The organism is Schumannella sp. GW821-FHT10F01, assembly GCF_058809295.1.
Genome location: NZ_JBXASM010000007.1, coordinates 1 through 12,128 on the forward strand (window position 1 = coordinate 1; position 12,128 = coordinate 12,128).

12 protein-coding genes are annotated in these 12,128 nt (G+C 73.4%); 11 read left to right on the top strand and 1 reads right to left on the bottom strand.

The genetic code is table 11. The features are described from left to right. From AC1RSJ_RS09390 to AC1RSJ_RS09425, 8 genes are all read left to right on the top strand, one after another. The coding region (locus AC1RSJ_RS09390) for a hypothetical protein (RefSeq protein ID WP_493118106.1) at nucleotides 1-313 on the top strand (313 nt) is incomplete at its 5' end. 279 nt (nucleotides 314-592) lie between these two features. Further along, a complete protein-coding gene (locus tag AC1RSJ_RS09395; protein ID WP_493118285.1) occupies nucleotides 593-1,234 on the top strand; it encodes an ABC transporter permease in 642 nt (213 codons plus the stop codon). Between the two features lies 1 nt (nucleotide 1,235). Further along, on the top strand, nucleotides 1,236-2,549 hold the full coding sequence (locus AC1RSJ_RS09400) for an ATP-binding cassette domain-containing protein (protein WP_493118107.1): 1,314 nt from the start codon (nucleotides 1,236-1,238) through the stop codon (nucleotides 2,547-2,549). Further along, nucleotides 2,546-3,304, top strand: coding sequence for an ABC transporter permease (locus AC1RSJ_RS09405; RefSeq protein WP_493118108.1), 759 nt, complete (start codon nucleotides 2,546-2,548; stop codon nucleotides 3,302-3,304). The genes AC1RSJ_RS09400 and AC1RSJ_RS09405 overlap by 4 nt, the downstream gene beginning before the upstream one ends. Further along, nucleotides 3,304-4,323 (top strand): glycine betaine ABC transporter substrate-binding protein, encoded by a 1,020-nt coding sequence (locus tag AC1RSJ_RS09410; protein ID WP_493118109.1) that lies wholly within the window; start codon nucleotides 3,304-3,306, stop codon nucleotides 4,321-4,323. Before AC1RSJ_RS09405 ends, AC1RSJ_RS09410 begins: the two co-directional genes overlap by 1 nt. A 50-nt stretch (nucleotides 4,324-4,373) precedes the next feature. After that, nucleotides 4,374-5,339, top strand: a complete 966-nt coding sequence (locus AC1RSJ_RS09415; RefSeq protein ID WP_493118110.1) for an NYN domain-containing protein — start codon at nucleotides 4,374-4,376, stop codon at nucleotides 5,337-5,339. 109 nt (nucleotides 5,340-5,448) lie between these two features. Beyond that, nucleotides 5,449-6,693 (top strand): Gfo/Idh/MocA family protein, encoded by a 1,245-nt coding sequence (locus AC1RSJ_RS09420; RefSeq protein WP_493118111.1) that lies wholly within the window; start codon nucleotides 5,449-5,451, stop codon nucleotides 6,691-6,693. Between the two features lie 45 nt (nucleotides 6,694-6,738). Then, nucleotides 6,739-7,749: a LacI family DNA-binding transcriptional regulator gene (locus tag AC1RSJ_RS09425; RefSeq protein ID WP_493118112.1), complete on the top strand. Its 1,011-nt coding sequence runs from the start codon at nucleotides 6,739-6,741 to the stop codon at nucleotides 7,747-7,749. An 84-nt stretch (nucleotides 7,750-7,833) separates the two neighbouring features. Here AC1RSJ_RS09425 and AC1RSJ_RS09430 read toward each other — a convergent pair whose 3' ends face one another. Then, the gene (locus AC1RSJ_RS09430) at nucleotides 7,834-8,712 is read right to left on the bottom strand and encodes a hypothetical protein (protein ID WP_493118113.1); all 879 of its coding nucleotides are present in this window, start codon (nucleotides 8,710-8,712) and stop codon (nucleotides 7,834-7,836) included. Nucleotides 8,713-9,004: 292 nt separating this feature from the next. On the opposite strand from AC1RSJ_RS09430, the gene AC1RSJ_RS09435 reads away from it, so the two are divergent. From AC1RSJ_RS09435 to AC1RSJ_RS09445, 3 genes are read left to right on the top strand one after another with little or no spacing between them, the layout of a single operon-like run. Next, nucleotides 9,005-10,159 (top strand): LolA family protein, encoded by a 1,155-nt coding sequence (locus tag AC1RSJ_RS09435; RefSeq protein ID WP_493118114.1) that lies wholly within the window; start codon nucleotides 9,005-9,007, stop codon nucleotides 10,157-10,159. A 34-nt stretch (nucleotides 10,160-10,193) separates the two neighbouring features. Continuing rightward, complete coding sequence (locus AC1RSJ_RS09440) at nucleotides 10,194-11,162, top strand: ABC transporter ATP-binding protein (RefSeq protein ID WP_493118115.1); 969 nt, start codon at nucleotides 10,194-10,196, stop codon at nucleotides 11,160-11,162. Beyond that, nucleotides 11,149-12,042 carry an ABC transporter permease gene (locus AC1RSJ_RS09445; RefSeq protein ID WP_493118116.1) on the top strand — a complete coding sequence of 298 codons (894 nt, stop codon included), beginning with the start codon at nucleotides 11,149-11,151 and terminating at the stop codon, nucleotides 12,040-12,042. The genes AC1RSJ_RS09440 and AC1RSJ_RS09445 overlap by 14 nt, the downstream gene beginning before the upstream one ends. Nucleotides 12,043-12,128: the final 86 nt, after the last annotated feature.

The window sequence follows — 12,128 nt, forward strand, 5'->3', positions numbered from 1 at the left end:
GCGCGAGGCCGCGCGGCAGGCGGCGGCCGACGCCGCCGACGCGGCGGAGCGGGAGGCCCGCGAGGCCGCCGACGATCTCGCGCTGGCGGTGACGGCGGCGCGCGCCACCGCCGACGAGGCCGATGCGGTGCTCGCCGAGCTCGCCGAGCTCGACCGGCGTGCGGCCGACCTGCGCGAGCGGCGGGACGACCTCGAGCACCGCCGCCGCACGACCGCGCGCGACCGGGACGAGTCGGAGGCGACGGCGCGGTCCGCGCTGGCCCGGCTCGAGTCGGCGCGGGCGAGGTTCGCGGAGCTGTCGGGCGACGACTGAGCGTCCGCGCGGGCCCGGCGCCCGTCCGTGAGTCATTCCCAGGGGATACGGATGGGCGCCGCTCGACGCGCCCCTGACCGGGGGTTCTACGGTGAGCTTCGCGACTTGACGGGTGCGGTATCCCGCGCGGACGGCGTTCGGCCCGGCGCCCGGGCGCTCGTTAGGGTCGTGTGCTGTCGCCCGCTCCGGGGGACGAACCTCGTCCGCCGGAACACCGACCGCGTGCCGCTGCGATGAGTCATGGACAGCGGATACGGAACGGACGGCGCGAGCGACGCGATGTGGGACTACCTGACGAGCCGGATCGACCAGATCGCCTTCGCCGGGTGGCAGCACCTCAGCCTCGTGGTGCAGTGCCTGCTCCTCGCCTCGCTCCTCGCGATCGGCATCGCGGCCCTGGTCTACCGGCGACCCGCACTCGCCGGGCTCGCGAACGGCGTCTCCGCGATCGGCCTCACCATCCCCGCGTTCGCGCTGATCGGCCTCATGATCGCGCCGCTCGGCTTCGGGGTCACCCCCGCCATCGTGGTCGTCACCTTCTACGCCGCGCTGCCGGTGCTGCGCAACGCGATCGTCGGCCTCGACGGCGTCGACCCGGCGCTCGTCGAGTCGGCCCGGGGCATCGGGATGAGCCGCGCACGCACCTTCCTCCGTGTCGAGCTGCCGATCGCCTGGCCGGTCATCCTCGGCGGCATCCGCGTCTCCGCGCAGATGGTCATGGGCATCGCGGCCGTCGCCGCCTACGTGCTCGGCCCCGGGCTCGGCGGCTTCATCTTCTCCGGGCTCAGCCGCCTCGGCGGTGCCGGCTCCACCGAGTCGATCGTCACGGGCGTCGTCGGGGTCGTGCTCCTCGCGCTCGTGCTCGACCTCCTGCTCGTCGGCCTCGGCCGGCTCACCACCTCGAAGGGAATCCGTGCCTGACATGGCCGACACCACGACCAGCGACACGACCACCGCAGCTCGCGCCGACACCGTCAGCGAGGTCAGCGGGCGGCCGATCCGCCTCGAGGGCGTCACGAAGCGCTACCCCGGCCAGCGGAAGCCGGCCGTCGACGGCATCACGCTCGAGATCCCCGCCGGCAAGGTGGTCATGTTCGTCGGCCCGTCCGGCTGCGGCAAGACCACGACGCTGAAGATGATCAACCGCCTCATCGAGCCGACCGAGGGCCGGATCGTCATGGGCGACGAGGACGTCACCGCCATCGACGGCGACGACCTGCGGCGCCGCATCGGCTACGTCATCCAGGCCGGCGGGCTGTTCCCGCATATGAGCGTCGCCGCGAACGTCGGCATGGTGCCGAAGATGCTCGGCTGGTCGAAGGACCGCATCGCGGCCCGCGTCGATGAGCTGCTCGAGCTCGTGTCGCTCGATCCGGCCGTCTACCGCGACCGCTTCCCGCGCGAGCTCTCCGGCGGCCAGCAGCAGCGCGTCGGGGTCGCCCGCGCCCTCGCCGCCGACCCGCCCGTGCTGCTCATGGACGAGCCGTTCGGCGCCGTCGACCCGATCACGCGCCAGCGCCTCCAGGACGAGCTCATCCGCATCCAGGAGGAGGTGCAGAAGACGATGGTCATCGTCACGCACGACTTCGACGAGGCCGTGAAGCTCGGCGACTGGATCGTGGTCTTCGAGGAGGGCGCCCGGATCGTGCAGTACGACACCCCGGAGCGCATCCTCCCGGAGCCCGCGAACGAGTTCGTCGAGAACTTCATCGGCTCGGGCGCCGGGCTCAAGCAGCTCACCCTCCGCCGCGTCGACGACGTCGACGTGCAGCCGGCCGTCGTGGTCGAAATCGGCACCCGCGGCAGCGAGGCCCTCCGTCTCGCCGAGGAGGCGGGTCACGGCCACGTCGTCGTGGTCGACGGCCGCGGCCGTCCGATCTCCTGGCCGTCGCGCCGGCAGCTCGGCCGCATCGACGTCCTGACCGACGCGCCCGACCCGGAGCTGCCGGTCGTCGGCCGCCGCGCGACCCTCAACGACGCGCTCGACACGATGCTCGTCTCGAACGCGGGCGCCGCCCTGGTGACCGGCCGCCGCGACCGCTTCGAGGGCGTCATCGACGTCGAGACCGTCATGGCCGCGATCCGCGAGGCCCGGGAGGCCGCCGCCGCCTCGACGGAGGCCCCGGTCGGCACCAACTCCGGCGCGGTGCCCGTGCCGGAAGGCGCCGGGGCGCCCGTCGACGCGGAGGCCGTCGACCCGGACTCGGACGCCCCGGCCGCGGCGGACCCCCGATGACCGCCGTCGCGACCCGCGCCGCGACCGGCGCCCGCTCCGGCTGGCGCAGTCTGATCCTCCAGATCGTCGCCATCGCGGCGATGTTCGGACTCGTCTGCCTGTTCCTCGCGCTCGCGCCGCTGTCCTCGACCGAGCGCGGCACGCTCGCGCCCGGAGCCCTCTGGAACTCGACGCTGCAGCACCTCTCGCTCACCTTCGTGGCCGGGCTCCTCGTGCTGGTGATCGCGATCCCGCTGGGCGTGCTGCTCACCCGCGGTCCGCTGCGCCGAGCCGCTCCGCCGATCCTCGCGATCGCGAACTTCGGGCAGGCGGCGCCCGCCATCGGCCTCGTCGTGCTGCTCGCGGTCTTCATCAGCTCGGGCTACTGGGCCTCGATCACCGCGCTCGTGCTCTACGCCGCGCTGCCGGTGCTGCGCAACACGATGCTCGGCATCCAGGCCGTCGACCAGCGGCTCATCGAGGCGGGGCGCGGCATGGGCATGAGCGCCGCGGCCGTGCTGTTCCGCGTCGAGCTGCCGCTCGCCGTGCCGGTGATGCTGTCGGGCGTGCGCACGGCGCTCGTGCTGCTCGTCGGCACCGCGACGCTCGCCGCGTTCGTCAACGGCGGCGGCCTCGGCCTGCTGATCACGACCGGCGTGAGCCTGTACCTGACCACCGTGCTGCTCGTCGGCGCCGCGCTCGTCGCCCTGCTCGCGCTCACCGTCGACTGGGCCGGCCGCGTCGTCGAGCACGTCGCCCGCCCGAAGGGAATCTGATGCCCCGCGCGACCCGCGCCCTCCGTCCGACCCGCCGCCGTGCGCTCAGTGCCGCCGGCCTCGCCGCCGCCGGCCTCCTCGCGCTGACCGGCTGCGGGCTCCAGTCGGCCGCCGCCTACGCGCCGGACGCCGCCCCCGGGTCCATCCAGCGCATCGACGGACTGCCGGCCGGCGCGAGCATCACCGTGACGTCGAAGAACTTCACGGAGCAGCTCGTGCTCGGCAAGATCGCCGTCATCGCGGCGAAGGCGGCCGGCTTCGAGGTCGACGACCAGACGAACGTGCCGGGCAGCGTGCCGGCACGGCAGCTCATGCTGCAGCACGACGCCGACATGACGTGGGAGTACACGGGCACGGCCTGGCTCACGTTCCTGGGGCACGAGCAGGGCATCCCCGACAAGCAGGCGCAGTACGAGGCGGTGCGCGAGGAGGATGCCGGCAACGGCCTCACCTGGCTGCCCCCGGCGCCGATGAACAACACCTACGCCCTCGCCGTCCGCGACGAGGCGGTGGACGAGCTCGGCGTCACGAAGCTGAGTCAGCTCGCCGACCTCCCCGTCGACGAGCGCACGATCTGCGTGGAGTCGGAGTTCAACTCGCGCAGCGACGGCCTCGCGCCGATGCTGGAGAAGTACGGGCTCGAGCGTGGTGCGGCCGACGGCGTGCCGGACGGCAACATCAAGGTCTACGACACCGGTGCCGTCTACACCGCGACCGACAAGGGCGCCGCCTGCAACTTCGGCGAGGTGTTCACGACCGACGGCCGCATCAAGAGCCTCGGCCTCACCGTGCTCGAGGACGACCTCGGCTTCTTCCCGGCCTACAACGTGGCGCCGGTGCTGAACTCGGCGACGCTGCAGGAGTATCCGGGCCTGAAGGGCGTGTTCGACCGGATCTCGCCGAAGCTCACCGACGAGACGCTGCGGGAGCTCAACCTCCGCGTCGACGAGGGCGGCGAGGACCCGGGCGACGTCGCCTTCGACTTCCTGGAGTCGAGCGGGTTCGTGAGCGCGCCGTGAGCCGGCACCGGGATCCCGCCGTCGCAACGGCACGTCGGTAGGCTCGGCCCATGACCTCCACCTCGTCCGATCCGAGAGTCGCGGTCTACATCGACTTCGACAACATCGTGATGTCGCGCTACGACCAGCTGCACCGCAAGCGCACCGGCAGCCGCCGAGACACGCCCTGGCGCGACGACGACGCCCGCAAGTTCGAGAAGAAGCAGGACGGCACCGAGATCGAGCGCAAGCTCTGGGATGCCCGTGTCGACATCGGCGCCATCCTCGACTACGCCTCCTCGTTCGGCAGCATCGTCATCAGCCGCGCCTACGCGGACTGGTCGGTGACGGCGAACGCCGGCTACCGCAAGGACGTCGTCGACCGCGCGGTCGACCTGACGCAGCTGTTCACCGTCACGTCCGGGCTCAAGAACGGCGCCGACATCCGGCTCTCGGTCGACATCGTCGAGGACCTGTTCCGCCTGCCCGACGTGACCCACGTGGTGCTCGTCGCCGGCGACTCCGACTACATCGCCCTCGCCCAGCGCGCCCGCCGTCTCGGCCGCGTCGTGATCGGCATCGGCGTCTCCGGCTCCACCAGCTCCGCGCTCATCTCCGCGTGCGACGAGTTCACGCTCTACGACGACCTGCCCGACCTCGAGGCGCCGGTGCCGTCGGTGGAGGAGCCCGCGGCAGCGCCCGCGAAGGGCGGAGCGGAGGCGGCGCCCGCCGCCGAGACCCCGCCCGCGGTCGAGACGACGCGATCGCCGAAGTCGCCGTCGACGAAGGACGTGCAGTCGGCGACCGACACGCTCGTGCGTGCGCTCCGGCTCGTCAGCGACAAGAACAGCGACGAGGACTGGCAGTTCCCCGGCGAGATCAAGCAGCAGATGCAGCGGCTCAACCCCGCGTTCAAGGAGAAGGCGGTCGGCTTCAAGACGTTCACCGACTTCCTCGAGTCGCAGCGGCGGGTCATCGAGATCCGCAACGGCACGCAGCCGAACGAACGCCGCATCCGCCTCCGCGCCGGCGCCTAGCCGAGCGGCCGTCCGCGGCGGGCGGCCGCTCGCGGCACGCGCGGGACGTCCCCGCGCCGCGCCCGGCGGCTATTCCGTCCGCTGGGTTTACACGAGTAAAGTCGTGCGCATGGCATTCACCCTCGGCATCGTCGGCGCGGGGCAGTTCTCCTCGCACTTCGCCCGTCTCTTCCAGCTGCACCCCGCCATCTCATCGGTGTACGTCACCGACGTGATCGAGGGGCGGGCCGAGGCGCTCGCCGCCGAGCTCGGGCTCGCCGGCACGCACGCCGACCTCGACGCGATGCTCGCGGACCCCGCGGTCGACGCGGTCGCCGTGTTCACCCAGCGCTGGACACACGGCCCGCTCGTCGCCCAGGCGCTCCGCGCCGGCAAGCACGTGTACTCCGCCGTGCCGATGGCGACCTCAGCCGACGAGATCGCGGAGATCATCCGCCTCGTCGAGGAGACCGGGCTGACCTACATGATGGGCGAGACGAGCCAGTACAACCCGGCCACGGTCTACGCCCGCCGCCGCTTCGCCGAGGGCGCCTTCGGCCGCGTCTTCTACCTCGAGGGCGACTACCTGCACGACATGGACCTCGGCTTCTACGACGCCTACCGCTACAGCGGCGGCGAGCAGTGGAAGTCCACCGCCAGCTACCCGCCCATGTGGTACCCGACGCACTCCATCGGCGGCGTGCTGGGCGCCATCCCGCAGCACGCGGTCGGCGTGAGCTGCGTCGGCATGCACGACCACCTGCAGGACGGCGTCTTCGACGAGTCCGTCAGCATGTTCGGCAACGACTTCTCGAACATGACCGCCCTGTTCGAGCTCAGCGAGGGCGGCTCGATGCGCATCAACGAGTTCCGCCGCGTCGGCTACCCGTCGCACATCCGCGAGTCCCGCTTCCGCTTCTTCGGCACGGAGGGCAGCTTCGAGCAGCTCGCGGTCACCTCGGTGTGGCAGGACAAGCAGGGCGTCGAGGACATCACCGAGCTGCTGAAGACCCGCCCGACGATGGACCTCGACGACCCGCGGCTCGCGGATGTCTCCCCCGCGCTCCGCGACGCCTTCGTCAGCGGCCACGCGCCGGTGCACGATGAGATCTCGGAGCGCCTCCCCTCGCAGCTCGCCGGTGCGCCGAACGGCCACGAGGGGGCCCATCACTTCCTCGTCGACGACTTCGCGACCGCCGTCGACCGGGGCGTGCTGCCGACCGTCAACGCCTGGGTCGCCGCGCGCTACACGCTGCCCGGCCAGCTCGCGCTCGAGTCGGCCCGCCGCGGCGGCGAGCGCCTCGAGATCCCGGACTTCGGGGATGCCCCGGTCGCCGTCGGCGAGCCGCTGCCGGCGCGACGGGGCGCCGCCTGAGCCGGCCGGCAGGGCGGACGCGGCCCGGCCTGGGACGCTGATCGGATGACCGGGTCCGCCGCACGCAAGCCGACGCGGCACGACGTCGCCGTGCTGGCGGGCGTCAGCGACCCGGTCGTCACCTACACGCTGACCGGCGGAGCGCCCGTCGCGCCGGAGACGGCGGCGCGGGTGCGCGCCGCGATCGCGGAGCTCGGCTACGCGCCGAATCAGTCCGCGCGGGCGCTGCGATCGGGGTCGGCCCGCACGCTCGCGCTCGTCGCGGCGGCCGGCGCGACCCGGCTCTTCGCGAACCCGTTCTTCACGGAGTTCGCCGCGGCGGTCGAGGAGGCCGCACGCGCTCGCGGCTGCGCGCTGCTCATGGCCTCCGCCGACGCCCCCGACCAGCCCGCCGTCGCCGAGCGGCTGCGCGACCTCGCCGCCCGCCAGGTCGACGGCGTGCTGCTGATGCCGGGCGGCGACGTCGACCCCGCCGCGCTCGACGCGGTCGGCGTGCCGTGGCTGCACCTCAACGCGCCGGAGCCGGTGCCCGGCACCCGCACGGTCGGCACCGATCTCCGCGCGGCGGGACGCGAGGTGACGCGGCACCTGATCGAGCACGGGCACCGCACCATCGCGTTCGTCGGGCAGCTCGGCGAGCACCGGCACCTCGGCTGGCGGGACGCCCTCGCCGAGGCGGGGCTCGAGCCCGGTCCGGAGCTCGCCGCGGAGTTCTCCCACGAGGACGGCGAGCGGGTCGGCGCGCTGCTCGCGGCCGCGGGCGAGCGTCCGCGCGCGGTGTTCGCGGCCTCCGATCAGATCGCCGTCGGACTCCTCCGCGCGCTCCACGCCGCGCGGCTCGACATCCCCGGCGACGTCGCGATCGCCTCCGTCGACGGGTCGTGGGAGGCGGACTTCGCCTGGCCGGCCGTGACGTCGCTGCGGCAGCCGATCGTCCGGATGGCGACGGCGTCCGTGTCGCGGCTGCTCGACCCGGCCGACCGGCCCGGCCACGTCTCCTTCGCGGGCGAGCTCGTCATCCGGGAGTCGTGCGGGCCGCACCCCTCGGATCCCTGAGCGCACCCCTCGGATCCCTAAGCGCACCCCTCGGATCCCTGAGCGCACCCCTCGGATCCCTGAGCCTGTCGAAGGGCGGTCCGATCACGGCAGGTTCTGCCACCACTCCGGCTGCGGCACGGCCACGAAGTTGATCGGCAGCTCGGACCGCGCGGGCGTCGGGTGCACGCACGGCGCATCCTCCGGCAGCGAGGCGAAGCGCAGGCAGCCCTCCCCGTCGACGCGGAGCTCCGGGTCGACGGACTCCGCGTAGAAGTTCGGCGCGACCCGCGCGCGGTACTCGTCGATCGCGGCCGTGCGGCCGCCGGCGCTGACCGGCACGTCGACGTCCGCACCGCACGCGCTGTTGACGCCGAGCAGGTAGGACTCGGCGAGCGCCGTGCCCTCCGAGCCGGAGAGCGTGCCGCGCTCGACCAGCTCGCGGCCGCTCCGATCCACGACCGGGTAGCTCAGCACGCGGTCGCCGAGCTCGCGGATGCTGCTCCCGTCCGGCCGCGGATCGGTCTCCGCGGCATCCAGCGGCACGCGGTTCAGCTGGATGCGCGTGCCGGCCGGCGAGAGCAGCGCGGGCTCGAAGTCCGGGTTGCAGGCGAAGACGCCGACCACCACCGCGGCATCGGAGTCGTCGATCACGGCGGAGACCGCGAACTCGCGCTGCATGAAGACCAGCTGGGTCAGCCGTGGCTCGTCGGAGATGCCGTGGGCGAGGGTCGGCACGCCGAACCGGGACTGCAGGAACTCGGTCGAGTAGCCCGCGTGCAGCCAGCGGAGGTCGCCGTACGCCACCTGGCGTTGGTGCGTCGCCTCCCAGGCCTGCGGCCCGAGCGCGAGGAACGCGATCACCGCCGTCGGCACGCCGATCGCGAAGACGACGCCCTCGACGATCCGTCGGAACCGGGTCCAGGGCGGCAGCGGTTCCGGACGCGCTCGCGGACGATCGGATCGGCGACGCGGGAACGCCATGAGCCGCACTCCTCCCTGACCGGCCGGAACCCGGTGAGGCGGAGGGTGGGAGCAGTGTCCCACCGTGGCCGCACGAGCACCAGGCCCGCGATCGCCGGGCCCGCGAGCGCCGGGCCGCGATCGCCGGGCCGCGGGCGCTGAGCCGGGAGGCCGTCGGATGCCCCGGCGTCGAGCCCGCTCCCAGCCGGATTCATCCCGACGGAGTACAGCGCCCGCGCAGGCCTCCGACGTACGCTCGCACTGCGTTCGACAATCCGTGCGGCCCGATCCGGCCGCCAGCGAGGTGATCAGCATGAACCGCACCGTCCGACTGCTCCCGGTGCTCGCCATCCCGGCCGTCGTCATCGCCGGGGCCGTCGCGATCCCGGCGATCGCGACCGCCGCCCCGAACCTGCCGGCCAAGACGCCCGCCCAGGTGCTGGCGATGATCGCCGACGCGAAGACCGCCGCGTACTCCGGCACGGTCGACCAGACCGCCGACCTCGGGCTCCCCCAGCTGCCGAGCGGCGCCGCCGCCGGGTCGTCCGGCGACTCCGCCTACGCCGACGTGCTCGAGCTGCTCGGCGGCGGCCACACCGCCAAGGTGTGGTCCGACGGCGCGGACCGCCAGCGCGTGCAGATCGTCGACCAGCTGGCCGAGCGCGACGTGATCCGGTCCGGCTCCACGGTCTGGACCTGGGACTCGAAGGCCGCCGCCGCGACGAAGACCACGCTGCCCGCGGGCGCCGGATCGGGTGCCGCCGGCGCCGCGCCGAGCGCCGCCGCGAGCGACCCGGCCGCGCTCGCCCAGCAGCTCGTCGCCGAGCTCGAGCCGTCGACGACGCTGTCGGTCGACGACACGGCCCGGGTGGCCGGGCGCGCCGGCTACGAGCTCACGCTCGACCCGACGTCGAAGGGCACCCTCGTCGACTCGGCGACCCTCACCGTCGACAGCGCGACCGGCCTGCCGCTCAAGGTCGTCGTCCACGCCGTCGGCCAGAAGGCCGCCGCGTTCACGGTCGGCTTCTCGAGCATCACGCTCGGCGCCCCGGCGGCGAGCGTCTTCGACTTCACGCCGCCCGCGAGCGCGAAGGTCACCACGAAGGACCTCTCGTCGTCGACTCCGCCCGCCGGTCCGTCCGCGGGTTCGTCCTCGGCGACCGGATCCGCGCCCGCCGCCTACCGGCCGACCGTGGTCGGCACCGGCTGGGACCGCATCGCGATCCTCCCCGCGAGCGCCGGCGCGAAGCTCTCGGCCGGATCCGGGTCCTCGGGGCCGGGCTCCGGGTCCTCGGGCTCCGGTTCCTCGGGCTCCGGTGACGCCGCCGCACTCCTCGACCAGCTGACCACCGCGGTCGCGGGCGGGCGCGCGGTGCAGACCTCGCTCGTGTCCGTCCTGCTGACCGACGACGGCCGCGTGCTGGTGGGCGCCGTGCCGGTGTCCGCGCTGCAGGCCGCGGCCGGCTGAGCGCGGCGGCACGGCTGACGGAGCGGCAGGGCACGTGAGCGCGTCCGAACTCGCCATCGAGACCGGCGGGCTCACGAAGCGCTTCGGCGCGCAGACCGCCGTCGACGACCTCGCCCTGGCCGTACCACGCGGCGCGATCTTCGGCTTCCTCGGGCCGAACGGATCCGGCAAGACGACCACCATCCGCATGCTGCTCGGGCTCGCGGCGGCGAGCGCCGGAGAGATCCGGATGCTCGGCTCCGCGATGCCCGACGCCGCCGCACGGGTGCTCCCCCGGGTCGGCGCGCTCGTCGAGGGTCCGGCGTTCTATCCGTTCCTCAGCGGCCGCGACAACCTCGCTCGTCTCGACGCCGCCGACCGGCTCTCCGACGCCCGCACCCGCCGCGCCCGGGTCGACGCCGCGCTCGAGCGGGTCGGACTGACTGCGGCCGCGCGCAAGGCCGCGCACGCCTACTCGCTCGGCATGAAGCAGCGGCTCGGGCTCGCGAACGCCCTGCTCGCGCCGCGCGACCTGCTCATCCTCGACGAGCCGACCAACGGCCTCGACCCGCAGGGCACGCGCGAGGTGCGCGCCCTCATCCGCTCGCTCGCCGACGAGGGCGCGACCGTCTTCGTCTCGTCGCACCTGCTCAGCGAGATCGAGCAACTGTGCTCGCACGTCGCCGTGATGAGCGCCGGACGCCTCGTGGCGCAGGGCACGCTCGACGACCTGCGGGCGACCGGACGGCCGCGCATCGTCGTGCGGACGCCGGACGTCACCGATGCCGGCAAGGTGCTCGTGACTCTCGGCCTCGAGCCGTATGCCGCTGACGGCATGCACGGCGCAGAGGACGAGACGGCGACCGTGACCGCGGATCTCCCGGAGGGCGCTCCGCAGCCGGAGATCCTCACCGCGCGGCTCGTGAAGGCCGGCGTGCGGGTGCGCGGGATCGCGGTCGAGGGCGAGACGCTCGAGGAGCGCTTCGTGGCGCTGACCGGGGAGGGCTTCGATGTCCGAGCCTGAGGCGACCGCCGTCGAAGGCGCCCACCCGGCCTCGGCTGGTTCGACGTTCGCCGCCCGGCCGCGGGTCCGTCCGCTCGCCCTGCTCGGCTCGGAGCTCGCGACCCTGTTCCGCCGTCGCCGCACGATCGCCATGCTCGGCGCGCTCGCGCTGGTGCCGATCCTCATCGCGGTGGCCGTGCGGGTCACGTCCGCGGGCACGTCCGGACGCGGGCCGGCGTTCCTCGCGCAGATCACCGAGAACGGGCTGTTCGTCGCGTTCACCGCGCTGGTGGTCAGCATCCCGCTGTTCCTGCCGATGACCGTCGGCGTGGTGGCCGGCGACACGATCGCCGGCGAGGCGAGCCACGGCACGCTCCGCTACCTGCTCATCGCGCCCGCGAGCCGTCCGCGGCTGCTGCTCGTGAAGTACGCGGGCGCCGCGGTCTTCGCGGTCGCCGCCGCCGCGACGCTCGTCGTGGTCGGGGCGATCATCGGCGCCATCCTGTTCCCCGTCGGCGACGCGGTGCTGCTGTCGGGCCAGAGCGTCGGCCCGCTCGAGTTCGCCGGACGCTGCGCGCTGCTCGTCGGCTACGTCGTGCTGTCGCTGCTCGGGCTGTCGGCAATCGGCCTCTTCATCTCGACGCTGACGACCGTGCCGGTCGGGGCGATGGCGGCGACGATCGTGCTCGCCGCCGTCTCGCAGATCCTCGACAACCTGCCCCAGCTCTCCGCCATCCACCCGTTCCTGTTCAGCCACTACTGGCTCGGCTTCGGCGATCTGCTGCGCTCCCCGATCTCCTGGGACTCGTACGCCTCGAACGCGATCCTCCAGGCCTGCTATATCGCGATCTTCGGCGCCGCGGCGCTCCTGCGCTTCGGCTCGAAGGACGTGCTGAGCTAGTCCGTCCCGGATGGCGGAGCCGCCCGCTCCGGATGGCTGAGCCTGTCGAAGCCCGACCTGACTACTTGTCACGACCACACGCCATC